Source organism: Streptomyces sp. SL06, assembly GCF_058244745.1.
Genome location: NZ_JBSYOT010000002.1, coordinates 3,976,935 through 4,000,908 on the forward strand (window position 1 = coordinate 3,976,935; position 23,974 = coordinate 4,000,908).

Below are 23,974 nucleotides of genomic sequence, written 5' to 3' on the forward strand. Positions count from 1 at the left end.
TACGAAAGCAATTCCGGAGGACCATCACCATGGCCATCACCGACGACCTGCGCAAGACCTTCAGCGACCCCACCCCGCTCTACTTCGCCGCCGGCACCGCCGACCTGGCCTTCCAGCAGGCCAAGAAGGTGCCGGTGCTGGTGGAGCAGCTGCGTGCGGAGGCCCCGGCCCGCATCGAGGCCGTCCGCAACACCGACCCGAAGGCCGTCCAGGAGAAGGCGACCGCCCGCGTCAAGGAGACGCAGGGCACCCTCCAGACCAAGGCCAACGAACTCTTCGGCTCCCTCGACGCCGACTTCAAGAAGCTCGGCGAGACCGCCCAGGACCTCGCGCTGCGCTCGGTCGGCGTGGCCGCCGAGTACGCCGTCAAGGCCCGGGAGACCTACGAGAAGGTCGCCGAGCGCGGCGAGCACGCGGTGCGCACCTGGCGCGGCCAGGCCGCCGACGGCATCGAGGACATCGCCGGGGATGTCGAGGAACTCGCCGTCGCCGTCGAGCCGGCCAAGCCCCGGACCACCGGCCCCGAGCCGGTCGAGGCCACCGAGGAGAAGCCCGCCGCGGCGAAGAAGACCTCCGCCGCGCGCAAGGCTCCGGCCAAGAAGAACGCCACCGCCAAGAAGACCACGCCGCCCACCGCCAAGTAACCGGACGGTCCGGGCACCCTTGGGATGCCCGGACCGTTCTCCGGGTACGGTGACCGCGTAAGGACGACCCGAGTCTGGTGGTGGACGTTGTGCTGATGCAGGGGTTCGCAGGCTTCATGTGGCTGCTGAGCATCGCCCTGATCGTTTTCAGCGGCTTCGCTTTGATCGACGCCGCCACGCGCCGCGAGGACGCTTACCGCGCGGCCGACAAGAAGAGCAAACCGTTCTGGCTGATCGTCCTCGGGCTCGCCTTCGTGGTGAACCTGATCTTCAACATCCTGTCGTTCCTGCCGATCATCGGGCTCATCGCGACGATTGTGTACATGGTCGACGTACGGCCCGCGCTGCGCGGTCTGCCGGGCGGCGGTCGCAGCAGCCGCCGCGGCTCCAGCAGCGACGGCCCCTACGGTCCGTACAACGGCGGACGCTGAGCCGGCCGCCGCGCCGGTGCGCACCGGCGCGGCTCAGGCCGTCCGTCTCGTCGTCGTCCGTCCCGTCGTCGTCGGGCCTGTCGTCGGCAGGTCCGTCCGGTCCAGACGGTCCAGTAGGACCACCGCCACGTCGTCGGCCAGTTCGCCGCCGTTGAGTTCGCGGACCTCGCTGACGGCCGCCCGCAGCAGTTCCTCCCCGCGCAGCCCTTCGGAGAGCTGACGGCGGACCATCTCCACCATGCCGTCCTGGCCGAGCCGTTCCCGGCCCCGGCCGATACGGCCCTCGATCAGGCCGTCGGTGTAGAGCATCAGGCTCCACTCGGCCCCCAGCTCCACCTCCGTGTGCGGCCAGCGGGCGCCCGGCAGCATTCCCAGCGCCGGGCCGTTGTCGTCGTACGGCAGCAGTCGTGCGGGCGTGCCCGGTCCGACCAGCAGGGGAGCCGGGTGCCCGGCCAGGCACAGGCCGGCGTGGCGGCCGTCCGGGGATATGTCCACGGCGCACAGGGTCGCGAAGATCTCGTCGTCCGAGCGCTCGTGCTCCAGCACCTGCTGGAGCGTGCCGAGCAATTCGTCGCCGCAGAGCCCCGCCAGGGTCAGCGCCCGCCAGGCGATCCGCAGTTCCACGCCGAGCGCCGCCTCGTCCGGGCCGTGCCCGCAGACATCGCCGATCATGGCGTGCACGGTGCCGTCCGGGGTGCGCACCACGTCGTAGAAGTCGCCGCCGAGCAGGGCGCGCGAGCGGCCCGGACGGTAGCGGGCGGCGAAGCGCAGCGTGGAGCCCTCCAGGAGCGGGGTCGGCAGCAGGCCGCGCTCCAGGCGCGCGTTCTCCTGTGCCCGCAGCCGGCCCTCGGCCAGCCGCCGCTCCGCCGAGTCGGACCGCTTGCGCTCGACGGCGTAGCGGATGGCCCGGCTCAGCAGGCGGCCGTCCAGCTCGTCGCGGAACAGATAGTCCTGGGCGCCGACCGCCACGGCCTCCGCGCCGCGCTCGGCGTCGCTCGATGAGGTGAGGGCGAGCACGGCGTGCCGGGGCGCCAGTTCCAGTACGTGCCTGAGCACCGCGAGTTCGTCGTCCCGCTCGCCGCCGCTGCCGTTGGACCCGGCGTTCGTGCGGACCGGGGCTGCGGGGGCCGACAGGGCGAGGTCCAGCAGGATGCAGTGGACGTCGTCGGTCAGCAGCCGCTCGGCCTCGGTGAGGTTGCGGGCGGTGCGGACGCGGATCGGCTTGCCGGCCTGGTCGAGCAGGTCGGGCACGATCGGCGAGCCGCCGGGATCGTCCTCGATCAGCAGCAGCGTCAGGTTGGTGGGTACGGCGCTCTCGCGGCGCTCCGCGCCGGGGTCCGGGTGCGTGCCGGTGCCGGTGCCGGTGCCGGTGCCCGTGCTCTTGTCCGTGGTCGGGTCCGTGGGCTTCTCGCGCTTCTCCGTGGTGTTCTCTTGCCGGGCGGCGGGGATTTCGGCCGGGTTCGTCCCGGGCGGGGCCTGCTCCTCGGGAGGGCCGCCGTCCGGGGACGCGGCGGGCGCCTGACCGCACTCGGCGGCCGGGATCGCCCTCTGCCGCGGTACGGGTACGGGCATGGTCCTGGTTTCCTTCCCTCCCCCCGAGGGCACGGCGGGGCGAGGGACCTCGACCCACCGACGGGGACCATAGCGGGTGACGGCGCCGCTGGGGAATGGTCAAGAACACGTCGAGCGGCCATCCGCCACTGTCATATGCCGAGTTATCCACCGCAGTTGGACAGGTCGGCGGGGGGCCGGGGATGACGAACGTCACGCGGGGCGGGGAACCGGGCGTGGACTGGGTCACGTGGCCCGTTTCACGTTCCCGGTGCGGAGAGCGTGCCCCGCGTCACTCCGGCGTCGGCGTCGCCGTGTCCGTCGCAGGCGCCGTGTCCGGCCGGACCACGCCGAGGATCGGCATCGAGCCCGCCCCCGCGATGGTGATCGGGCGCCCCGGGCGCGGGGCGTGCACGACGGAGCCGTCCCCGACGTACATGCCGACATGGCTGGCGTCGTCGAAGTAGATGATCAGGTCGCCGGGGCGCATGTCCTCGATGTCGACGTGCCTGAGCTGCCTCCACTGCTCCTGCGAGGTGCGCGGGATCGGCTGCCCCGCCGACACCCAGGCCTGTGAGGTCAGGCCGGAGCAGTCGTAGGACGCCGGGCCCTCGGCGCCCCACTGGTACGGCTTGCCGATCTGGGCGGTGGCGTACTCGACGGCCTTCCTGCCCCGCTCGGTCGCCTTGGTGTCGAGGTCCTTGACGACGCCGGAGTCGAGCCAGGCGGTCTGGGCCCTGGCCTGAGCCTCCCGCTCCAGTTGGGCGAGGCGCTCCTTCTCCTCCCGCTCCAGCTCGGACTCCAGCTTCTCGGCCGCCGCGATCTGCTTCTCGATCTTCTTCTGGGCGGCGGCCTTGGCCTTGCGGTTCGCCTCCAGCTTCCTGAACCGGGCCGAGGCGTCCGCCGCGTAGGCCTTCAGGTTCTTCTGGGTGCGCGTCATCTCGCCGAGCAGGCCCTTGGTCGCGCGCTGCCCCTGGATCACCCGGCCGGTGCTGTCGAGGAAGCCCTCGGGGTCGTCGCTCAGCATCAGCCTGGCCTCGTCGGGCAGGCCGCCGGTGCGGTACTGGGAGCGGGCCGCGGCGCCCGCGCGGTCCTTCAGCTCGTCCAGCCTCGCCCGGCCCTTGACGATCTTCTTCGCCAGGTCGACGATCTCGGCGGACTGCCGGTCCGCCTTCTCCTCGGCGGCGTTGTACTCGTCGGTGGCCGAGGCCGCCGCGCGGTAGAGCTTGTCGAGCTTCTTGCGTACGGCTTCGAGGTCCTTGCCGGCGGTGGTGTCCGGGGCGGCCGGGGCGGGGGAGGCGCTGGGCGCGCCCGGTGACGGCGTGGGTCCCGGGTCCGCGAACGCCGTGCCGGGTGCCGCGAGCACGGTGACCGCGCAGACCACGGTCACGGCAGCGGTCGTCAGGCCGTGCTTCCGCGTACGCATACCGCCCCCAAGCTGATTAACCGTCAGTAACATGGCTCGTCCGGGGGGATCGTGCCATGTCGGCGCGGAAAGCGACAGAGGTTGCGCTTCCCTGCGCTTCCCTCCGGCTTCCTCCCTTCTGCCGCGCGGCAAGACGATTCCCCCACTGTGTGACGAACGCCGCACCTAGATCGTTCCCGGCGGCACCCGGCCGCCGAGCACCGCCGGGCAGCACCCAGGTGGCGCCAGGTGGCGCCAGGTGGTGCCGCCTCATGTGCGGGGCGCCAACGCCCCCCACCGCACCGTCACTTCGCCCTGGCGCCAGCGTGCCGGACCGTCCGTCACCGGCCAGTCGGCCGTCAGGTCCCGCACGGTCCGCAGCCAGCGCTGGCGTGCGCCGTAGGAGGCGTACGGCGCGGCGGCGGCCCAGGCGCGGTCGAAGTCGCGCAGGAAGGCGTGCACCGGCTCGCCGGGGACATTGCGGTGGATGAGCGCCTTCGGCAGGCGTTCCGCCAGGTCGGAGGGGCGCTCCAGGGAGCCGAGCCGGGTCGCGAAGGTGACCGTGCGCGGTCCCTCGGGCCCGAGCGCCACCCATACGTGCCGGCGCCCGATCTCGTCGCAGGTCCCCTCGACCAGGAGTCCGCCGCGGGAGTGCTCCGACGCCGGCGCGAGCCGCGCGCACAGCCGCTGCCAGACGGCGGCGACCTCCGTCTCGTCGTACTGGCGCAGCACGTTCGCCGCGCGGATCAGCACCGGGGGCCGGGGGACGGGGACCTCGAAGCCGCCGTGCCGGAAGGCGAGCCCCGGGCGCGCGTACGGCTCGGCCGCCGCCACCCGTGCCGGGTCGATCTCGACGCCCACCACGCGCGCGTGCGGCGCGACCGTGCGCAGGCGGTGCAGCAGCTCGACGGCCGTCCAGGGGGCCGCGCCGTAGCCGAGGTCGACGGCGACGGGATCGGCGGCGCGACGCAGTTCGGCCCCGTGCGTGGCCGCGATCCAGCGGTCCATGCGGCGCAGGCGGTTCGGGTTCGTCGTCCCGCGCGTGACCGTGCCGACGGGGCGGGTGGATGGCATGCGTACGAGGGTATGCGGCGCGCCCGCGCCCACCCGCGTCCCGCCGGCCGACGCCGTCGGCCCTACCGCCTGGCGCTCTGCGCCGTGGGCCCGCTGACCTGGGCCCCCGTGCTCGCGGACCCGTGCGGACGGCCCGCTCGGTCTGGGGGCACTGAGCCCCCGGAGCGGGCGCGGGGGAGCCGGCCGGGGCCGGAGTCCCGACCGCAAGCGGCACGCAGCCGGACCTCGAACGGTTGATCGACCTGCGGTAATGATTCGGCAAAGGTCGGGAAACCGGAAATGGAGCAGCCCGTATCCGTGTTCGCACTCCTTGGAGGGCGGGGAAGCGTCCTCGGACCGGCATGCCCGCAGCTAGGAGGGACGGCCCGTGAGCCAGTACGTGAGCAGGCTCGGGCGTCGCTCACCGGCGGCCTCCCAGCGGCTCCGGCTGCTGCGCAGGCCCCGACGCGTCGCCATGCTCTCCGTGCACACCTCGCCGCTCCACCAGCCCGGCACCGGCGACGCAGGCGGCATGAACGTCTACATCGTCGAACTCGCGCAGCGCCTCGCCGCGATCAACATCGAGGTCGAGATCTTCACGCGCGCGACCACCGCGGCGCTCCCGCCCGTCGTCGAGCTGACGCCCGGCGTCCTGGTCCGCCACGTGGACGCCGGCCCCTACGAGGGGCTGGCCAAGGAGGAGCTGCCGGCCCAGCTGTGCGCCTTCACGCACGGCGTCATGCAGGCCTGGGCCGGGCACCGCCCCGGCTACTACGACCTCGTCCACTCCCACTACTGGCTCTCCGGCCACGTCGGCTGGCTCGCTGCCCAGCGCTGGGGCGCCCCCCTCGTGCACGCCATGCACACCATGGCCAAGGTCAAGAACGCCAACCTGGCCGACGGCGACACCCCCGAACCGGCCGCGCGCGTCATCGGCGAGACGCAGATCGTCGCCGCCGCCGACCGGCTGATCGCCAACACCGCCGAGGAGGCCGACGAACTGGTCCGGTACTACGCCGCCGACCCGGCCAAGGTCGCCGTCGTCCATCCCGGCGTGAACCTCGACCGGTTCCGCCCCTTCCCCAAGGGCTCCGAACCGGCCCCCGGGGACAACACGTCCGCCCGCGCCGCCGCGCGGGCCCGCCTCGGCCTGCCGCAGGACGCGCTGATCCCGCTGTTCGCCGGCCGCATACAGCCCCTCAAGGCCCCCGACGTGCTGCTGCGCGCGGTCGCCGTGCTGCTCGACGAACGCCCCGAGCTGCGCTCCCGCATCCTCGTCCCCGTCGTCGGCGGCCCCAGCGGCAGCGGCCTCGCCAAGCCGGAGGGCCTGCAGAAACTCGCCGCGCGGCTCGGCATCGCCGATGTCGTACGCTTCCGCCCGCCCGTCGGGCAGGACCAGCTCGCCGACTGGTTCCGGGCCGCGTCCGTGCTGGTCATGCCGTCCTACAGCGAGTCCTTCGGGCTGGTCGCCATAGAGGCCCAGGCCGCCGGTACGCCGGTACTCGCCGCCGCGGTCGGCGGCCTCCCGGTCGCCGTGCGCGACGGACACACCGGCCGCCTCGTCCAGGGCCACGATCCCGCCGCGTACGCGCGCGTGCTGCGCGATTTCGCCGACAACCCGGAACTGACGCCCCGGATGGGCGACGCCGCCGCCCGGCACGCCCAGTCCTTCGGCTGGGACTGCGCGGCCGCCGCCACGGCCGACGTCTACACGGCCGCGATCCAGGCCCACCGCCGTCGCGTACGCTCCCACCATGGCTGAGGCACACAAGACGGCAGCGGTCCTCGAAGGCGCCCTCAAGGACGCCGGGCTGGAGTGGGAGAGCCCCGAGCCCGGCAACTACGTCGTGAAGCTCCCCGGCACCCGCAAGCTGTCGACGACGGTCTCACTCCTGCTCGGCCGGCACTCCCTCTCCCTCAACGCCTTCGTCGTCCGCCACCCCGACGAGAACGAACCGGCCGTCCACCGCTGGCTCCTTGAGCGCAACCTCAAGCTCTACGGCGTCGGGTACGCCGTCGACCGCCTCGGCGACATCTACGTCACCGCCAAGCTGCCCCTGGCCGCCGTCACCGCCGACGAGATCGACCGCATCCTCGGCCAGGTCTTCGAGGCCACCGACGGAGCCTTCAACACCCTGCTGGAGCTGGGCTTCGCGTCCGCCATCCGCAAGGAGCACGAGTGGCGGACCTCGCGCGGGGAGTCCACGCGGAACCTGGAGGCGTTCCGGCACCTGATCGAACGCTCCGGGGACTGACGCGCCTCAGTCTCCCGCGCCGCCGGACCGGTAGCGGCCGGGCGTGACGCCCACCAGCCGCTTGAAGTGCCGGGTCAGATGGGCCTGGTCGTAGAAGCCGGTGGCGGTCGCCACGTCCGCCGGGGCGCGTCCCGCCAGCAGCAGCCGCCGGGCCCGGTCCACCCGGCGGGACATCAGGTACTGGTGCGGTGCGATGCCGTAGGCGCCGCTGAACGCCCGTACCAGGTGGGCCGGATGGGCGGGCACCAGCGCGGCCGCCTCCTCCAGGCCGATGCCCCGGACCACCCGCTCGTCGAGCAGTTCGCGCAGCCGGCGGGCGAGGACGGGGTCCCGGCGGGTGCCGCCCGTGTCGAGCCTGGGACGCAGATGGGCGTGCAACCGCTCGCCGATCAGGCTCAGCCGGCTCTCCGCCTCCAGCTCGTCGCCGGGCAGCGCGAGCGCGGCGTGCAGCTGCCCGACCCGCCGCCGCAGCACCGGATCGCGCAGGTCGGGGCCGTCGACGGCGGGGCCGATCAGGTCGTCGCCCAGCCGGGAGGCGTCCAGGTACAGGACGCGCTTGCGGAAGCCGTCCGGGGTGGCGGGGGAGCCGTTGTGCGGCACGTGCGGCGGCAGCAGCGACACGGTGTCGTGCGGGGTGCCGTGCTCGTGCCGGTCCAGGTCGTACCGTACGGCGCCGTCGTCGACGATGAGCAGCGTCCACGCGTCATGGACGTGCATCGGATAGGCGTACCGCGTGTAGTGGGCGTGGAAGACCTCGACGACGCCCGGGACGCGGGGTCGCCATGCGGAGACGCTCCGCTCCTGGTTCCGCCGGCCGGCCATGCAAAAAACGTACAAGACCGGGCGGGGTGCGGCTCGGCAGTCTCACCGTATGAGCACGCACGACGCAGCCCCCGACGCCCCTGTCCGCTTCGACACCAAGATCGCCGTCCTGCTGCGCGAGGACCTGGAGACCTGGCAGCGCCTCAATGTCACCGCCTTCCTGGTCAGCGGCCTGGGCACCCAGTTCCCCGAGGTGATCGGGGAGCCGTACGAGGACGCGGACGCGGTCGGCTACCTGTCGATGTTCCGCCAGCCGGTGCTGGTCTTCGAGGGCACGAAGGAGACGCTGGCCAGGGCCCACGGGCGGGCGCTGTCGCGGGCCCTGCCCCGCGCGCTGTTCACGTCCGACCTCTTCGCCACGGGCAACGACCGCGACAACCGGGCGGCGGTACGGGCCGTGTCCACGGCGGACCTGGACCTGGTGGGCCTGGCGGTGTACGGGCCGAGGAACGCGGTGGACAAGGTGTTGAAGGGGGCGCGGATGCATCCGTGAGGGGCCGCGGGCGGCGGTCGTTCAGGGGGTGCCGATCTCGGACTTCGGGGAGGCGGTCCGGGGAGCCTCGGGGTCCTGGGCCTGCGTGGGCTCCCGGGGCTCCCCGGGCTTCTTGGGGAGGACCGTCGTCTCGTCCTCCGGCAGCCCCCGCATCAGCGCCCAGTACCCCACCGCCGCCACCGTGCCGACGACCGCGCAGATGCCCCACAGCCACTCGGAACCGTAGTGATCGATGACGAAGCCGGACATCAGCGGGGCGACGAGGGCGGCGACCGCCCAGGACATGGTGTACATGCCCTGGTAGCGTCCGCGCCCGTGCACGGGGGAGAGGCGTACGACGAGCCCGGTCTGGGTCGGCGCGTTGACGATCTCGGCCAGCGTCCACACGCACACGGTGAGGGCGAAGACGCCGACCGACCCGGCGAGGGCGGTGAGTCCGAAGCCGTACCCGGCCAGCAGGGACGAGGCGACGAGCAGCAGCCGCGGATCGCGGTGCTCGATGAACCGGGTGACGGGGATCTGCAGGACGACGATCAGGAAGCCGTTGACGGCGATCGCCAGACCGAAGTCCGCGGGCGTGAACCCGGCCTCGCCCATGGCCACCGGCAGTCCCAGATACCCCTGTTGGAAGATCACGGCGACGAGGAAGGACAGCCCGACGACGCTCATGTAGCGCCCGTCGCGCAGCACGGTCCCGAGGGAGACGGCCGGGTCCTTGCCGGGGCCGCCGGTGGTGTCCCTGCGCTCCGGCCGGGACTCGGGCAGCTTGACGAAGACGAGGACGGCGCAGATCAGGGTCATGCCGGCCTCCAGCAGGAACCCGGCGAGGTAGCTGTACTCCGCGATGAACCCGGCCGCCATGGAGGAGATCGCGAAACCGAGGTTGATGGCCCAGTAGTTGAGCGAGAAGGCGCGGATACGGTCCTCGGGCCGCACGATGTCCGCCATCATCGCCTGCACGGCCGGCCGGGAGGCGTTGCTCGCCATGCCGACCAGGAACGCGACGGCCGCGATGGCGACCGGGTCCCGCATGAAGCCGAGCAGCGCGACGGACAGCGCGGTGGAGGTCTGCCCGACGAGCAGCGTGGGCCGCCGCCCGAACCGGTCGGTCATCACGCCGGCGCCCAGCGAGGAGATGACGCCGCCGAGCCCGTGCAGGGCGGCGACCAGACCGGCGTACGAGGCGGAGTAGCCGCGGTCGATGGTCAGGTACAGCGCCATGAAGGTGGCGACGAACGCGCCGAGCCGGTTGACCAGCGTGCTGGTCCACAGCCACCAGAACTCGCGAGGGAGCCCGGAGACGGTCTCGCGTGCGGCGCGTCTCAGACCGGCGACAGACATGGGACCCCCGTGCGGATGGATGCGGGCCGCCGATGTAAGCGGCCGGTGCGGCAGGCACAACTTACGAAAGCGCCGAGCGGCGGAGCCAGCCAATTAACACTTCCCGTCAACCGTCCGGCCATCGGGCGCACCGCGCGGGGGATCAAGGGCTTGGATTACGCTCGGAGCCATGGCCGACGCACCGTACAAGCTGATCCTCCTCCGCCACGGCGAGAGCGAGTGGAACGAGAAGAACCTGTTCACCGGCTGGGTGGACGTCAACCTCACCCCGAAGGGCGAGAAGGAGGCGACGCGCGGCGGCGAGCTGCTCAAGGACGCCGGTCTGCTGCCCGACGTGGTGCACACGTCCGTCCAGAAGCGCGCGATCCGCACGGCCCAGCTCGCGCTGGAGGCCGCCGACCGCCACTGGATCCCGGTCCACCGCCACTGGCGCCTGAACGAGCGCCACTACGGCGCCCTCCAGGGCAAGGACAAGGCGCAGACCCTCGCGGAGTTCGGCGAGGAGCAGTTCATGCTGTGGCGCCGCTCCTACGACACCCCGCCGCCGCCGCTGGACCGCGACGCCGAGTACTCCCAGTTCTCCGACGCCCGTTACGCGACGCTCCCGCCGGAGCTGCGCCCGCAGACGGAGTGCCTCAAGGATGTCGTCGCCCGCATGCTGCCGTACTGGTTCGACAGCATCGTCCCCGACCTCCTCACCGGCCGCACGGTCCTGGTCGCCGCCCACGGCAACTCGCTCCGCGCCCTGGTCAAGCACCTCGACGGCATCTCCGACGCCGACATCGCGGGCCTGAACATCCCGACCGGCATCCCGCTCTCCTACGAACTGGACGCCGAGTTCAAGCCTCTGAACCCGCACGGCACATACCTCGACCCGGACGCGGCAGCGGCGGCGATCGAGGCGGTCAAGAACCAGGGCAAGAAGAAGTAGACGGTACTCGTCAAGCCCCCTGCCTGCGGTTTCTCGCAAGTGGGGGGCTTGCACGCATGATCTGTGTACCGCGGGCGGTGTCGAGCGGGAGGTACGACGTGGCGAACTCGACCGGCCGACCGTCGAGCAGCTACCGGCGGACGCCGGGCGAACCGGCCGGAGGCGAGCCGCCGTGCCTGGCCGGCCGGGAGGGCCGAGGAACGTGAGCACAGTACGCCCGCACTCCGTGAGCGTCGCCGGAGTCGTCGTCGATTACCGGGGCAGGGCCCTGCTGATCGAGCGCCGCGACAACGGCCACTGGGAGCCCCCGGGCGGAGTCCTGGAACGCGGGGAGACCATTCCCGAGGCCCTTCAGCGTGAAGTCCTCGAAGAGACCGGCATCGAGATCGTGCTTCCCGCGACCCTGACCGGCGTCTACAAGAACATGACGGGCCTGATCGTCTCGCTGGTCTTCCGCTGTGAAGCCGCCGACGGTGTGCCCACCACTGGTGACGAGACCCGCGCCCTGCGCTGGGCCACCCGCGAAGAAGTCACCGAACTCACCGACGAGGCATACGCGATCCGCGTCCTCGACGCACTCGACACGGCGTCCCCACCGGCCGTCCGCGCCCACGACGGCGTGAAACTCGTCCAGCCCGAACCCGCCGCATATGAATAACGCCCGGGTCCGGGGGCTCAGTTGCCCAGGGTTCCGGAGGAGACCAGCAGGGCCCACCGCTGGACCCGGGACACGGCCAGCGGTCAGACATCCGGCAACTTCCACCTGGCCCTCGCGATCTCGGCGCGATCTGAAGGTACTTCGGCTGAGCCTCCTCGATCTGAGGCACGTCCCCTCCTCCTTGCCCAAGTGGCTATGGCCGTTGGCCACTAGAGGGTGACTGGCCACTCGGCAATCTTCGGAGTCTGGTCGCATGACGCGGTTGATCGTCGCAGCCGGAGGAGGGGGCGACGCAGTCGCCGCCGCAATGCTGCACACCGCCCTCTACGGCGAGAGGGACCGGGCGGTGATCCTCACGTACGCCTGGGACCGCCTCCTGATCGACCCGCTGCCGGGCCCGCGGCGCCCCGCCGACTTCACCGGCCTGGAACACCTCACCCCGACCGTCCGGTCAGTTTCGGCGCGGTCCCGCCCGATCGAACCGGCGGGCTCCACACTCCCCAGACTGGCAGCGGAACTCCCGGAGACCATCGCACTGCTCGACCCCCACCGGGGAGCGACCGGCCTCACCCGCCAGCTCGAATCCCTCGTGGACCACTTGGAGCCCGCGTCGATCGATCTCCTGGACGTGGGCGGTGACATCCTCGCCCGGGGCAACGAGCCGACCCTGAAGAGCCCACTGGCGACGCCCTGGCACTGGCCGCGTGCTGTCGGCTGAGCGTGCCCGTACGGCTGCTCGTGGCGGGTCCGGGTGCGGACGGCGAACTCCCGCCGGGGGACATGGCCACCGTGCTGGGCCCCGTCGTCCACACTTTCACCGCGAAGGACACGGCCACCGTCGGCACGGTCCTGGAGTGGCACCCGTCCGAGGCGACCGGAATCCTCGTGGCGGCGGCCCGAGGCGTACGGGGCACATGCGAGATCCGGGACGCGGGGCTCCCCGTACCGCTCACGGACGAGACCCCGACGGTGCACGAGGTCGCCCTGGACGACGCCCTGCGCCGCAACCGGTTGGCCCAAGCCCTCATGGCAACCACCGACCTGGCCGAGGCCGAGGCACGCAGCCGCGAGATCTGCGGCCACTCGGAGATCGACCACGAGCGCGACAAGGCGCTCTCGCTCAAGGAGCAGCAGCCGAAGAGTCTGGACCCGCCCGCGATCCGTACGCACCTGAACCGGTTCGAGACCGAAGCCCGCACTCGCGGAGTCACCCACACGACGTTCCGCCGCCTCACCGAGGCCCTGCACCTCGGCGGCGTGCAACGCGAGGAGCTGCGGCGACTGCTCATCACTGGACGGCCGGAACGGTACGAGGCGCCTCTGTGGCGCGTTGCACAGGCGGGAAGAATTGCGCTTGCGAAACTTTCATTCATGCAAGTAAACTGTTCACCGAATGGTGAACGATCGGCGAGGTGAGCCCGTGAACGGATTCGTTGGGCGTCGTGCGGAGCTTGGTCTTCTGGACGACCTGCTGGTGCCCGTACGGACCGGTGGACGCGGTGGGCGGCCCGGTCGCGCCGTGCTGATCCGTGGACGGCGGCGCGTCGGGAAATCCCGGCTCGTGGAAGAGTTCCTGGAACGCAGCGGGCTTCCCCATGTCTTCTTCACCGCGGTCGGCGGTTCCAAGGCCGGGGAGCTTGCGGGCTTCGCCGCCGAACTCGCCGCCTCCACGCTCCCGGACGCCGACCGGATCGCGGATTTCGCCACCCCGCAGACCTGGGACGCGGCCTTTGGTCTGCTCGCCGGTGTCCTGCCTCGGGACACGCCCAGCGTCGTCGTGCTCGACGAGATGCCCTATCTCGTACGCGAGGACCCCGCGTTCGAGGGCGCGTTGCAGAAGGCCTTCGACCGGACCTTGTCCAAGCTCCCCGTACTACTCGTCCTCATCGGCTCGGACATCGCGATGATGGAGCGGCTGAACACCTACGGCCGCCCCTTCTACCAGCGCGGCACCGAGATGGTCGTACCTCCGCTCAATCCGGCCGAGGTCGGCGCCATGCTCGGCCTCCCGCCGGCTGAGGCGTTCGACGCTTTCCTGGTCTCCGGCGGCCTCCCGCTCATCCTCGAAGAATGGCCTCCGGGTGCCACCCCCGGGGACTACCTGGAACAGGCACTGGCTCGTCCGACATCCGCTCTCCTCGTCAGCGGCGAGCGCACCCTGGCCGCCGAGTTCCCCGCCGAGGCACAGGCCCGCACCGTGCTGAGCGCCATCGGACACGGGGAACGCACCTTCACCCTCATCGGCCGGGCAGCGGGCGACCTCAACCCGGGCTCCGTGAAACGGTCCCTGCAACTCCTCACCGGCCGACGCATGGTGGCGGCCGATCTTCCGCTGTCCACCAGGCCGAGCCGTGAGAGCCGCTACCGCGTCGCCGACCCGTACCTGCGCTTCTGGCTCTCCTTCATCGGGCCAGGCATCCCCATGATCGAGCGGGGGCGTGGAGACCGTGTACTCGAATCGATCCGCGCCAGTTGGACGTTCCTGGCGGGGCCGCGCTGTCGAACCCGTGATCCGCGAGGCCCTGTGGCGCCTGACCGACGACCGGCTGCCCGAGGGCACCAATGCGATCGGCGGCTACTGGACCCGTACCAACGACCCGGAAATCGACCTCGTCGGCGCTGACCGCTCCCCCATCGCCAAGAAGATCACCCTTGTCGGATCGATCAAGTGGCTGGAGAACAAGCCCTTCGACAACCGCGACCTCGCCCGCCTCGTCACCCATCGCTCACAACTGCCCGGCGCCGATGACTCCACCCCCCTGCTCGCCGTCGCCCGCAGCGGGAGCACGGCCGACGGCGGCCTCACTCTCACACCCGACGACCTCATCACCGCCTGGCCGTGACGCACCTCGCGGTTCCCGCGGTGACCGCGTTCGTGTCTCATCTGTGTCCTGGCCGGCGCACGGGTAAGCGGTCCGGCGCGCGGCCGAACCGGGGTGGCCGACCCTGCTCAGGTCTCTCAGGAGGGCCAGGCGTCAGACATGACGAATGTGACGACGGTGCCGCCGAGGTGGCTGGGGCCGGAGTGTCAGGAGGCGGCGATGGAGTCGACGAGGAGCAGGCCGCGTCCGTGGGCGTCGTCGGCGTCGGGGTGTCGTAGTCGTACGTTCGCGGGGAAGCCGGGGTTGTGCACGTCGACGCGGAGTGAGGTTTCCTCGCGGAACCACTCGACCCGAACGAGCCACGGTTCCTCCGACTTGCCGTAGCGGATGGCGTTCGTGATCAGCACGGAGATCATCAGTACGCAGTCGTCGATCGAGCAGGCCGGGTCGTACGGGGCGATGAACTTCCGGAACCAGCGCCGGGCTCGGGGGACGGACTCGGGGGTCGGCTGTAAGGCCATCGCCCCGAGCCTCGGCGAGTCCTCACAGGGGTGTCGGTCGATTACGAAGGTCATCCGCGCTCCCTCCCCGCTGCTGCTACCGCGTGGCCTAAGGTGTCTAGAGATGCGAGGAGGGTTCCGGAATGGCTACTACCGGCGACGACCGTCGGCCCAAGTACCAGCGGATCGCGGACTTCCTGCGTGAGGCGATCCAGTCGGGCGCATACGGTCCCGGTGATCGGCTTCCGGGAGAGAACGACCTCATGGCCACGCACGGTGTGGCCCGTATGACAGCCCGCCAGGCCCTGGGCGTCCTCCGGGACGAAGGTGTTGCCGAGGCCCGCAAGGGGGCCGGAGTGTTCGTTCGGGCGTTCCGGCCGATTCGGCGTCGGGGTATCGACCGGCTGGCCCGCGACCAGTGGGGCAACGGCCGTTCCATCTGGTCGGCGGACGTCGGGAACCGCGCACTCGAGGTCGACCGGGTCACCGTGTCCGAGGAGGCGGTGCCCGACCGCGTCCGCGCGGTCCTGGACCTGCCCGGCGACGGGACGGCATGCGTCAGGCGTCGGCGTTTCGTCCTGGACGGCAAGCCGGTTCTTCTCGCGACGAGTTATCTCCCCCCTGCCCCTGGTGGCCGGATCCGCGGTCACCAGGGAGGACACCGGACCGGGCGGTGTGTACGCCAGACTCGCCGAACTCGGCCACGAGCCGGTGCACTTCCGCGAGGAGGTCCGTTCACGCATGCCATCGAAGGACGAGGCGGCGCAGTTGAGCATGTCCGCGGGCACTCCGGTCATCCTCGTCTGCCGCACCGCCTTCACGGACGGCGGACGCCCGGTCGAGGTCAACGAGATGACACTGGACGCCGCCTCGTACGTCCTGGAGTACGACTTCGACGCGGGCCCGAGGACTTCCGCGGGCGATGCGCCGAGTCCCGACTGACGCCCTCGGCGGGGGGCGGCCGGCACCGAAATGGGAGTTGGGGTGAGTGGTGGGAAAGGTCGCGGTTCACCGGCGGGCAGTGAAGGGCAAAGGCTTGTGATGCGGGATTGACCTGCTATTAAGGCCGATTTGCGACCTACTGCCGTTTGCTCGGATTCGCTCACACTCATATGTATGGGGGCGACGGATGACCGTGTCGAGCGCTCGTGTCAGCGCTGTGGAAAACCCGGCTCGACTGTCCGCAGTCGAGGGCGCATCGATCTCATAGCCGAACTCTGCGATCCGTGCTGGAACGAACTCGCCAACGAGATGGCACAGGACGAGGGCGCCACAGCGTCACCCCGGCCGGAGCCGGATCCCGACGACGTGGCGTTCATCGGGCCGCGGACCTGTGCCCTGTGCGACGCCGACATCCGTGTCTATCCAACGGTTTACGACCGTTGGGTCAGCCTGGCGACGGCAGAAATGCCGGCCAAGGCCGTGCCCGAGCGCTTCCGGTGGCGACTTGTCAAGGTTCGGACACCTCGGTCGCCTGTGGTCGTCGATGTCGTGGCCGTGCGAGTCCGCGGCATCGATCCGCTGCCCGGAGACTTCGTGATACCGGCTCACCAGATGCTCTGTGCGGGGAAGCGGGCGGAGGGGCCGCCCGGCAAGGGGCACTTGCTGCCCGACATCGGCGGCCGGCACCAACAGCCGTGAGTTCGAGTCTCCGGGTCGCCCCCCCCGGACAGGCAAGGCGGAGCTTCGCAGGCTCACGGACACGACATCTTCGGCTACGTGGCGGAAGCCGTCGCTCACCGGAACTCCCGGTTGTCAGAAGCGTGAAGCAGGTGCCGCCCGGCCGTAGAGTTCGTCGAGGCCGATGAGCAGCACGCGGTCGTCACCGCGTTCCGCCTCGGCGCGCAGCGCGTCGCTGAAGCCCGCGGCGCTGAAGCAGGCGAGCGCGCACCGGGTGGTGTCCATGGCGCGTCCGGCGAGGAGTTCTCGCGCCCGGACGAGCCGCTCCAGGTGGCTCATCCCCATGACCGTGCCCCACTTCGCCTCGCCGAGCAGGTGCACCGTCGGCCTCCTGCCACCGGACCCGGGTTCGGCCACGGCGACATCGATCTCGATCTGCCTCCGTGCGGCCTGGTCGGTCACCACGCCGCCGCCGACCTGGCCCAAAGCGGGGCCGAGCAGCGACCGCCCCGGCCCGAGGACGTACTCCCGGCACATCGTCTCGAAGTGCGGCCCCGCGACCTGGGCCGCGAAGCGCTCCGCCGACTGTGCCCACACGTCCGGGGCCTGGCCGGCCTCCAGTCGGGCCCAGGAAGGCCGCATCACGGACTCGTAGAAATTGATCAGGGGCTCGGTGATGCGGTACCGCGACTTCCCGGCCCGGAAGATGTCCGCTTCCCGCACCAACAGGTGGCTGTCCTCCAGCACGTTGAGGGGGTGCGAGATGTCCACCGACTTACGGCCGATGTACCCCGCGATCCCACCCCTCGTGGTGTTGCCCTGAGCCACCGCGGCGAGGACCGAGTGATACAGCGCGGTGTCCCGGATGTCCGCCTCCTCGGCGAGGAGGTACCTGGCCTCCCGGAACAGAGGGCTGAAGGGGGACAGGACCGTACGACAGAGCCAGTCGTCGAACTCCTCCGGGCTGCCCGGAACGTCGTCGGCCAGGAACTGCCGCCGGTACGCCGGTGTGCCGCCGACCACGGAGTGGAGCCGCGCGGCGAGGGCAGGACTGTCGGCCACCCCCCAGAAGTCGGCGGCCGCCCGGTATCCGAAGGGGCGCACGACGAGTTCGAGCTGGGCACGCCCCCGCAACGGCGCGGTGCTCGCGAGGAGTCCGCCCATCACGGACATCGCCGACCCGCACAGGAGCAGCCGCATCCGGCTCTCCTCGACCTGGAATCGGTCGATCTCCCGCTGGATCAGCGAAGGCAGCTCAGGTGCGGTCTTCGCCAGGTACGGAAACTCGTCGACGACCACGAGCAGCGGTGCTTCCCCGCGCTCGGGCGCGGCGAGCCCGAACAGGTACGAGATCGCGTCGTCCCAGGTGGCGAACGAGAACGGCACCGGGGATCCGACGTGCTCGGCGAGGGCCGCGGCGAACTGGCGCAGCGACTCCGTCCGCGTCCCCGCCGTGGCCCCGAAGTAGAAGCCCCCGTGTCGCTCGACCAGAGCCCGCAGCAGGTACGTCTTTCCCATGCGCCGCCTGCCGCTGACGATGCCGAGCATGGCATGCGGCACGGGCCGGTCCACGAAGGCCGAAAGGCCCTGCCACTCGGCACCGCGATCGAAGACGTGGGACGGCTTGTCCGGACGTTCGCTACGTGGCATCTACCTGTCCTTAGGAGTACATCCCTAAGGAGTGTATTCCTAAGGAGGCCTCAAGGGCATCCTCAACCCGCCCGCAACCCCCGGTCCACGAAGTCGATCAGCCACTCGAAGCTCTCGTCGATGTCGGCGCTCCACTGGAAGGCGTTGGCCGCCTGGAGGGTGGCGAAGCCGTGCCAGAGGCTGCGCAGGAGGCGTAGGGCGTGGTCGAGGTCGGGTTCCTCGACGGCGTAGCCGTGCAGGACCGTGGTGAGGGAGTCGAGGAGCCGTTGGCCCGCCGTGGCCAGCGGGTCGTCCGGGCCGGTCGGTTCCAGGCCGATCGTCGCGGCGTACCGGCCGGGGTGCTCCAGGACGTAGCCGCGGAAGGCGCGGGCCGCGGCGGCGAGGGCGTCGCGGCCGGCGTAGCCGCGGACCGCGTCGCCCACGGCGTCGGCCGCCTCCGCCAGTGCCAGGGCGGCGATGCGCCGGTTCAGGTCCTCCTGGCCGGCCACGTGCTTGTACAGGGACGGGGTGCGTACGCCCACCCGCGCGGCCAGTGCGCCCATCGTCAGGTTGGCGAGGCCCACCTCGTCGGCGAGGGCGGCACCGGCCGCGACCACGGCGGCCCGGTCCAGGCCGGCCCTAGGCACGTACGGCGTCCGAGCGGAGGAAGTCGAGCACGAGCGAGACCACCCGGTCGGGGAACTGGTCGTGCGGGTAGTGGCCCGCGCCCTCGATCGTCTCGAGGCGGCCGAGGCCGGGCGCGAGCGCGTCCACGACCGCGGACCCCTCGGCGTGCGGGTCGGCCCAGTCGGGGTCGAGCGTGCCCATCACGACCAGGACCGGGCGGCGGACGTTGCCGAGCTGCGCGCCCGCGTCGGTCGGGGCGCTGCGGCCCATGGCCCGCATGGCCTTCATCCGGCCCGGCTCGCGCAGCCGGGAGTCGATGAGGTCGAGCCGCTCGGTCCAGTCGGCCGGTCTGACGCCGGGGTAGGCCAGGCCGAGGTAGGAGCGCCACAGGCGCCGGCTGCCGAACACGCCCGCGCCGAGCAGTCGCAGCATGCCCTGCCGGAACCGCTTCACCCGCAGGTCGCCGAGCCGTACCGACTGCTTGCGGGTGAACGGCGCCAGCTCCACGACCGCGCTGATCAACGACGGTTCCCGGGCCGCGGCGATGGTGGCGGCGCCGCCCGAGACCGAGTGGCCGACCAGGACGGCCGGGCCGCCCAGGTGGCGGATCAGGGCGAGCAGGTCGCCGGCGACGGCGGTGCGGTCCCAGGCCGGCCAGTCGGTGCTGGACTCGCCGCAGCCGCGCAGGTCGACCGCGGCGACCCGGTGGCCGGCCGCCACGAGCCGCGGGATCACGGCACGGTACGCGGCGCGGCTGTCGCCCATGCCGTGCGCGAGCACGATGAGCGGACCGGACCCGGACACCTCGTAGGCGAGTGTGCCGCCGTCCACGGACAGGTACTCGGGCATGACGGCCTCCGGTTTCCCCAACTTCGGCTAACTGTGTTAGCTACAAGCTAGGGTCATTAGCCTGGGCTGTCAATGCGGATCCTTCCGGTGTTCGGCGGATCCTTCTGGTGTTCGGCGGAAGCCGGGACGGAACGCCACATTCCTGGTTGGCCTCGCGATACGGACCGTCGTCGCGTCGGTCCCCGCGGACGGCTGGCACCTGCCGACCCCCTGCGGGAAGTGGGACGTGACCCAGGTGCTCCGGCACGCCCTCGCGGACCAGGCCGCCTATTCCTCGAAGATCACCGGGGGGCCTGGGCCGTCGATCGACCCGTTCTCACCGCCCGCGGCGCTCGACGGCGCACCCGGCGACCTGGTGGAAGCCGCGCCGGCCGACTCCACCGCCGCCTTCGGGACCGTCGCCGCCGCCGACGCGGTGCCGGTGCCGATCCCGCCGTTCCAGCTGAAGGCCGAGCCGGCGGTGGGCGTCGCCGCGCTCGACCTCGCGATCCACGCCTGGGACATCGCCGTCGCCACGGGACAGCCCTCGCCCCTGACGCCCTCGCTGGCCCGGAAGCTGCGCCCGGTGGCGGAGGCCGTGGTGGAGCCGGTGCGCGGATTCGCCTTCGGCCCGGCGGTCGAGTCGGAGCCCGGCGCGGACGAACCCGCCGCCCTGCTCCACTACCTGGGCCGCCGGGCGGACCGGAAGGCGTGAGCACCGGGCCCGTGCCGGCGCCACCGCGGCTCAGCCCGCCGTCGTCAGCCGCCGCCCGCGCTGCCCGCGCAGGGTCCGCCACGCCGCCCCCAGCGCCGCGGACTGGACCAGGGCCGCGAGCACGATGCCGCCGATGAAGAACCACGCCGGGGCGTCGCCGCCCCACGTCGCCTCACCGAGCCAGGCCACGAAGCCGAAGGCCGGGAAGGTGAACAGGGCCGGCCAGACCCAGATCAGGGACGCGTCCGGGTTGGTCGCGAAGAGCGGTTCCAGCGCGGCGACGGTCATCGCGCCGCCTACCACGGCGAGGTAGACCGCCGAGGCGCGGTTGGCGAAGGTCACTCGGGCGAAGGTGCGTATCGTGCCGGTCTTCATCGGATCTCCCCGTGGGTCGTCGTCCTGTCTCCAGGGTCGGACGGGGCACGCCGTCCCGGCCTGAGTACCCGTACTCAGGCCGGGACGGCGTCCTACGGAGATGTGTGTCAGCCGCACTGGCAGGGGTTGCCCGACTGACAGCCGCAGCCGCAGCCGGAGCCGCAGCCGCACGCTGCGATCAGCGGCAGGCTGCGGATCTCGACGGGCTGCTCGGTGGGGCGTTCCTGCGCGGGATCGGGCGTGGTACCGGGGGAATCGGCCATGGTTCCTCCTGATGGCTGGGGTGCCTGTGCCCATTGGACGCCCGGCGCCGTGGTCGCATCAACGGCGCACTGAGGCGCCCGCGCGCGCCCCCGCTCTGCCGGTTCCGCGGGCCCGCCCCGCCGGGGTCAGGCCCCCTCGACCTGCGTCGCCGGCTGGATGTCCGCCTGGAGGGCGTCCGCGTGCTCGCCGGTGACCAGGTAGACCACCCGCTTGGCGACCGCGACGGCGTGGTCGGCGTAGCGCTCGTAGTAGCGGCCGAGGAGGGTGACGTCCACGGCCGTCTCGATGCCGTGCTTCCAGCGGTCGTCCATCAGGTGCTGGAAGAGCGTGCGGTGGAGCAGGTCCATGTCGTCGTCGTCCTGCTCCAGCTGGAGCGCCAGGTCAACGTCCTTGGTGATGATCACCTCGGCCGCCTTCGCCATCAGGCGCTGCGCGAGCTGGCCCATCTCCAGGATGGTCGCGTGCAGGTCGTGCGGCACCGCGCGCTCCGGGTAGCGCAGCCGGGCCAGCTTGGCCACGTGCTGGGCCAGGTCGCCCGAGCGCTCCAGGTCGGCGGACATCCGCAGCGAGGTGACGACGATCCGCAGGTCCGTCGCCACCGGCTGCTGCCGGGCCAGCAGGGCTATCGCCCGTGCCTCCAGGTCGTGCTGGAGTTCGTCGACCTTCTGGTCGGCCTCGATGACCGCCTCGGCCAGCTTCAGGTCGGAGTCGAGGATCGCGGTCGTGGCGCGCCCGATCGCCGACCCGACCAGCCGGGCCATCTCGACCAGACCGTCACCGATCGAATCCAGTTCCTCGTGGTACGCGTCCCGCATCAGGATTCCCTCTCATACGTCCGTAGTAGGGGGCTCGCACCGGCACGCACCCCTCGCCGTGCCCCCACGCTTACACGTTCCGGCCTGTACGCGTCCGTTTCCGGCACCACAAGTGAACCGTCACTGGCTCCAAGGTGAACTCTGGGCGACGAGTGTTCGAGGTCGCACCCCGATGGCTGGGGTGGGACCGTTCGGCATGCCTAACCTGGACGCATGGACGTGAACGCGGCGATCGCCGCAGTGGCTGCGATCGCCGGAGTGCTCACCGGCGTCATCGCCATGCTGGCGTTCCGCTGGAGCGAGCGCGACCAGAAGCGCCCCACCCGCACCTCCCTGCACACCGACCCGGTGCTCCCGCCCGGCGTGGACACGGTCCTGTCGGTGCTCCGGTCCTCCGCGGTCGTCCTCGACGAGGGCGACGCGGTGGTCAAGGCCAGCTCGGCGGCGTACGCCCTCGGCCTGGTCCGGGGCGGCAGGCTCGCCGTCGACCCCATGCTCCAGATGGCCCGGGACACCCGCAGGGACGGCGAGATAAGGCAGGTCGAACTGGATCTGCCGCGGCGCGGCACCGGGCGGGGCGAGGCCCTCGCGGTCTCCGCGCGCGTCGCGCCCCTCGGGTCGCGGCTGGTGCTGCTGCTGGTCGAGGACCTCACCGAGGCCCGCCGCATCGAGGCCGTACGGCGCGACTTCGTCGCCAATGTGAGCCATGAGCTGAAGACCCCGGTCGGCGCGCTCTCCCTGCTCTCCGAGGCCGTCATGGACGCCGCGGACGACCCGGAGGCCGTGGAGCGGTTCGCCGGGCGGATGCAGATCGAGGCGACCCGGCTCACCAATCTCGTACAGGAACTCATCGACCTGTCCCGGGTCCAGAACGACGACCCGCTCGACGACGCCGAGCCCGTCCGCGTGGACGAGCTGGTCGCCGAGGCCATCGACCGCTGCCGGCACGCCGCCGGCACCAAGCAGATCACCATGGCCGCCGGAGGCACGGCGGATCTGTACGTACGAGGCAACCGGGGCCAGCTCGCCGCCGCCCTCGGCAACCTCGTCGAGAACGCCGTCAACTACTCGCCCGCCCGCACCCGCGTCGGCATAGCGGCCCGCCGGGTCGGCGCCCCCGGCGGCGACCTGGTCGAGGTCGCCGTGACCGACCAGGGCATCGGCATCTCGGAGAAGGACAAGGAGCGCGTCTTCGAGCGCTTCTACCGCGTGGACCCGGCCCGCTCACGGGCCACCGGAGGCACCGGTCTGGGTCTCGCGATCGTCAAGCACGTGGTCGCCTCGCACGGCGGGGAGGTCACGGTGTGGAGTGCCGAAGGCCAGGGCTCCACATTCACCCTGCGACTGCCGGAGTCGGGCCCGTCCCGCGACCGCGCACCGCGGCGCTCCGACCGCGCCGGGCTCACTGTCGAGACCGGGCGGCCCCCCATGTCCCCCCAGACATCCCCGTATGAATCGCTTCCCGCCCCGGAGGTCCTTCCGTGACCCGTGTGCTCGTCGTCGAGGACGAGGAGTCCTTCTCCGACGCCCTGTCGTACATGCTCCGCAAGGAGGGCTTCGAGGTCGCCGTCGCGACCACCGGCCCCGACGGACTCGACGAGTTCGAGCGCAACGGCGCCGACCTCGTGCTTCTCGACCTGATGCTGCCCGGCCTGCCGGGCACCGAGGTGTGCCGCCAGTTGCGCGGCCGCTCGAACGTCCCCGTGATCATGGTGACCGCGAAGGACAGCGAGATCGACAAGGTCGTCGGACTGGAGATAGGAGCCGACGACTACGTCACCAAGCCCTTCTCCTCCCGCGAGCTGGTCGCCCGCATCCGCGCCGTACTGCGCCGCCGCGGCGAGCCGGAGGAGGTCGCCCCCGCCGCGCTGGAGGCCGGCCCCGTCCGCATGGACGTCGACCGGCACGTCGTGACCGTGGGCGGCACCAAGGTCGACCTGCCGCTGAAGGAGTTCGACCTCCTGGAGATGCTGCTGCGCAACGCCGGCCGTGTGCTGACCCGCATGCAGCTGATCGACCGGGTGTGGGGCGCCGACTACGTCGGTGACACCAAGACCCTCGACGTCCACGTCAAGCGGCTGCGCGCCAAGATCGAGCCCGACCCGGGCGCGCCGCGGTACCTGGTGACGGTGCGGGGGCTCGGCTACAAGTTCGAGCCGTAGGCCGGCGCGAGCCGCGACGAAGGGCGGGGCCTC

General features: G+C 71.6%; 22 protein-coding genes and 5 pseudogenes. 14 read left to right on the forward strand and 13 right to left on the reverse strand.

Annotated elements, in window-relative coordinates:
* Positions 1 to 29: 29 nt before the first annotated feature.
* Both AC4IHM_RS18235 and AC4IHM_RS18240 read left to right on the forward strand, forming a co-directional pair.
* Entirely contained in the window at positions 30 to 644 is a 615-nt protein-coding gene (locus tag AC4IHM_RS18235; RefSeq protein ID WP_490868083.1) for a hypothetical protein, read from the forward strand.
* Between the two features lie 95 nt (positions 645 to 739).
* Positions 740 to 1,075, forward strand: coding sequence for a DUF2516 family protein (locus tag AC4IHM_RS18240; RefSeq protein WP_490870858.1), 336 nt, complete (start codon positions 740 to 742; stop codon positions 1,073 to 1,075).
* 33 nt (positions 1,076 to 1,108) lie between these two features.
* Here the strand turns inward: AC4IHM_RS18240 and AC4IHM_RS18245 are convergent, their stop codons facing one another.
* The 3 genes from AC4IHM_RS18245 to AC4IHM_RS18255 all read right to left on the reverse strand — a co-directional run bounded on the left by AC4IHM_RS18245 (position 1,109) and on the right by AC4IHM_RS18255 (position 5,105).
* Positions 1,109 to 2,647, reverse strand: coding sequence for a PP2C family protein-serine/threonine phosphatase (locus AC4IHM_RS18245; RefSeq protein WP_490868084.1), 1,539 nt, complete (start codon positions 2,645 to 2,647; stop codon positions 1,109 to 1,111).
* A 271-nt stretch (positions 2,648 to 2,918) separates the two neighbouring features.
* Complete coding sequence (locus AC4IHM_RS18250) at positions 2,919 to 4,052, reverse strand: C40 family peptidase (RefSeq protein ID WP_490868085.1); 1,134 nt, start codon at positions 4,050 to 4,052, stop codon at positions 2,919 to 2,921.
* 249 nt (positions 4,053 to 4,301) lie between these two features.
* Positions 4,302 to 5,105, reverse strand: a complete 804-nt coding sequence (locus AC4IHM_RS18255) for a class I SAM-dependent methyltransferase (RefSeq protein WP_490868086.1) — start codon at positions 5,103 to 5,105, stop codon at positions 4,302 to 4,304.
* Between the two features lie 367 nt (positions 5,106 to 5,472).
* Between AC4IHM_RS18255 and mshA the strand changes: the two genes are divergently transcribed.
* Both mshA and AC4IHM_RS18265 read left to right on the forward strand, forming a co-directional pair.
* Positions 5,473 to 6,846, forward strand: coding sequence for a D-inositol-3-phosphate glycosyltransferase (mshA, locus tag AC4IHM_RS18260; protein ID WP_490868087.1), 1,374 nt, complete (start codon positions 5,473 to 5,475; stop codon positions 6,844 to 6,846).
* Positions 6,839 to 7,339: a type III secretion system chaperone family protein gene (locus tag AC4IHM_RS18265; RefSeq protein WP_490868088.1), complete on the forward strand. Its 501-nt coding sequence runs from the start codon at positions 6,839 to 6,841 to the stop codon at positions 7,337 to 7,339. Before mshA ends, AC4IHM_RS18265 begins: the two co-directional genes overlap by 8 nt.
* Positions 7,340 to 7,345: 6 nt before the next feature.
* Here the strand turns inward: AC4IHM_RS18265 and AC4IHM_RS18270 are convergent, their stop codons facing one another.
* Entirely contained in the window at positions 7,346 to 8,161 is an 816-nt protein-coding gene (locus tag AC4IHM_RS18270) for an AraC family transcriptional regulator (RefSeq protein WP_490868089.1), read from the reverse strand.
* A gap of 49 nt (positions 8,162 to 8,210) precedes the next feature.
* On the opposite strand from AC4IHM_RS18270, the gene AC4IHM_RS18275 reads away from it, so the two are divergent.
* Positions 8,211 to 8,654 (forward strand): DUF2000 family protein, encoded by a 444-nt coding sequence (locus AC4IHM_RS18275; RefSeq protein ID WP_490868090.1) that lies wholly within the window; start codon positions 8,211 to 8,213, stop codon positions 8,652 to 8,654.
* Positions 8,655 to 8,675: 21 nt separating this feature from the next.
* Here the strand turns inward: AC4IHM_RS18275 and AC4IHM_RS18280 are convergent, their stop codons facing one another.
* Positions 8,676 to 9,995, reverse strand: coding sequence for an MDR family MFS transporter (locus AC4IHM_RS18280; protein WP_490868091.1), 1,320 nt, complete (start codon positions 9,993 to 9,995; stop codon positions 8,676 to 8,678).
* 169 nt (positions 9,996 to 10,164) lie between these two features.
* On the opposite strand from AC4IHM_RS18280, the gene AC4IHM_RS18285 reads away from it, so the two are divergent.
* Entirely contained in the window at positions 10,165 to 10,926 is a 762-nt protein-coding gene (locus AC4IHM_RS18285; RefSeq protein WP_490868092.1) for a phosphoglyceromutase, read from the forward strand.
* A gap of 43 nt (positions 10,927 to 10,969) precedes the next feature.
* On the opposite strand, the pseudogene AC4IHM_RS18290 reads toward AC4IHM_RS18285, so the two are convergent.
* A pseudogene (locus AC4IHM_RS18290) lies at positions 10,970 to 11,056 on the reverse strand (GntR family transcriptional regulator); the annotation flags it as partial.
* Positions 11,057 to 11,152: 96 nt separating this feature from the next.
* Here AC4IHM_RS18290 and AC4IHM_RS18295 point away from each other — a divergent pair.
* The 3 genes and pseudogenes from AC4IHM_RS18295 (at position 11,153) to AC4IHM_RS18305 (ending at position 14,427) form a co-directional block, all read left to right on the forward strand.
* Positions 11,153 to 11,584 (forward strand): NUDIX hydrolase, encoded by a 432-nt coding sequence (locus AC4IHM_RS18295; RefSeq protein WP_490870859.1) that lies wholly within the window; start codon positions 11,153 to 11,155, stop codon positions 11,582 to 11,584.
* 307 nt (positions 11,585 to 11,891) lie between these two features.
* Positions 11,892 to 13,000 (forward strand): annotated as a pseudogene (locus AC4IHM_RS18300) (DUF1152 domain-containing protein).
* Positions 13,001 to 13,004: 4 nt separating this feature from the next.
* Positions 13,005 to 14,427 (forward strand): annotated as a pseudogene (locus AC4IHM_RS18305) (ATP-binding protein).
* A 116-nt stretch (positions 14,428 to 14,543) separates the two neighbouring features.
* Here AC4IHM_RS18305 and AC4IHM_RS18310 read toward each other — a convergent pair.
* Positions 14,544 to 14,981 (reverse strand): annotated as a pseudogene (locus tag AC4IHM_RS18310) (ATP-binding protein).
* A gap of 68 nt (positions 14,982 to 15,049) precedes the next feature.
* Between AC4IHM_RS18310 and AC4IHM_RS18315 the strand changes: the two are divergent.
* A pseudogene (locus AC4IHM_RS18315) lies at positions 15,050 to 15,848 on the forward strand (GntR family transcriptional regulator).
* Between the two features lie 174 nt (positions 15,849 to 16,022).
* Positions 16,023 to 16,547 (forward strand): DUF6083 domain-containing protein, encoded by a 525-nt coding sequence (locus AC4IHM_RS18320; protein ID WP_490868093.1) that lies wholly within the window; start codon positions 16,023 to 16,025, stop codon positions 16,545 to 16,547.
* A 114-nt stretch (positions 16,548 to 16,661) separates the two neighbouring features.
* Here AC4IHM_RS18320 and AC4IHM_RS18325 read toward each other — a convergent pair whose 3' ends face one another.
* The 3 genes from AC4IHM_RS18325 to AC4IHM_RS18335 all read right to left on the reverse strand — a co-directional run bounded on the left by AC4IHM_RS18325 (position 16,662) and on the right by AC4IHM_RS18335 (position 19,631).
* Positions 16,662 to 18,176 (reverse strand): AAA family ATPase, encoded by a 1,515-nt coding sequence (locus AC4IHM_RS18325; protein ID WP_490868094.1) that lies wholly within the window; start codon positions 18,174 to 18,176, stop codon positions 16,662 to 16,664.
* A gap of 62 nt (positions 18,177 to 18,238) precedes the next feature.
* Positions 18,239 to 18,772 carry a TetR/AcrR family transcriptional regulator gene (locus AC4IHM_RS18330; protein WP_490870860.1) on the reverse strand — a complete coding sequence of 178 codons (534 nt, stop codon included), beginning with the start codon at positions 18,770 to 18,772 and terminating at the stop codon, positions 18,239 to 18,241.
* A gap of 22 nt (positions 18,773 to 18,794) precedes the next feature.
* Positions 18,795 to 19,631: an alpha/beta fold hydrolase gene (locus AC4IHM_RS18335; RefSeq protein ID WP_490868095.1), complete on the reverse strand. Its 837-nt coding sequence runs from the start codon at positions 19,629 to 19,631 to the stop codon at positions 18,795 to 18,797.
* A 157-nt stretch (positions 19,632 to 19,788) separates the two neighbouring features.
* Between AC4IHM_RS18335 and AC4IHM_RS18340 the strand changes: the two genes are divergently transcribed.
* On the forward strand, positions 19,789 to 20,325 hold the full coding sequence (locus AC4IHM_RS18340) for a TIGR03086 family metal-binding protein (protein ID WP_490870861.1): 537 nt from the start codon (positions 19,789 to 19,791) through the stop codon (positions 20,323 to 20,325).
* A gap of 30 nt (positions 20,326 to 20,355) precedes the next feature.
* Here the strand turns inward: AC4IHM_RS18340 and AC4IHM_RS18345 are convergent, their stop codons facing one another.
* The 3 genes from AC4IHM_RS18345 to phoU all read right to left on the reverse strand — a co-directional run bounded on the left by AC4IHM_RS18345 (position 20,356) and on the right by phoU (position 21,779).
* Positions 20,356 to 20,700 (reverse strand): SCO4225 family membrane protein, encoded by a 345-nt coding sequence (locus AC4IHM_RS18345; RefSeq protein ID WP_490868096.1) that lies wholly within the window; start codon positions 20,698 to 20,700, stop codon positions 20,356 to 20,358.
* Between the two features lie 107 nt (positions 20,701 to 20,807).
* Positions 20,808 to 20,963: a hypothetical protein gene (locus AC4IHM_RS18350; protein WP_490868097.1), complete on the reverse strand. Its 156-nt coding sequence runs from the start codon at positions 20,961 to 20,963 to the stop codon at positions 20,808 to 20,810.
* 126 nt (positions 20,964 to 21,089) lie between these two features.
* Positions 21,090 to 21,779 (reverse strand): phosphate signaling complex protein PhoU, encoded by a 690-nt coding sequence (gene phoU, locus AC4IHM_RS18355; RefSeq protein ID WP_490868098.1) that lies wholly within the window; start codon positions 21,777 to 21,779, stop codon positions 21,090 to 21,092.
* A 213-nt stretch (positions 21,780 to 21,992) separates the two neighbouring features.
* Between phoU and phoR the strand changes: the two genes are divergently transcribed.
* Together phoR and phoP are read left to right on the forward strand one after the other, a co-directional pair.
* The gene (gene phoR, locus AC4IHM_RS18360; RefSeq protein ID WP_490868099.1) at positions 21,993 to 23,264 is read left to right on the forward strand and encodes a two-component system sensor histidine kinase PhoR; all 1,272 of its coding nucleotides are present in this window, start codon (positions 21,993 to 21,995) and stop codon (positions 23,262 to 23,264) included.
* A 5-nt stretch (positions 23,265 to 23,269) separates the two neighbouring features.
* On the forward strand, positions 23,270 to 23,941 hold the full coding sequence (gene phoP, locus AC4IHM_RS18365) for a two-component system response regulator PhoP (protein ID WP_466113876.1): 672 nt from the start codon (positions 23,270 to 23,272) through the stop codon (positions 23,939 to 23,941).
* The last annotated feature ends 33 nt before the right edge of the window (positions 23,942 to 23,974 follow it).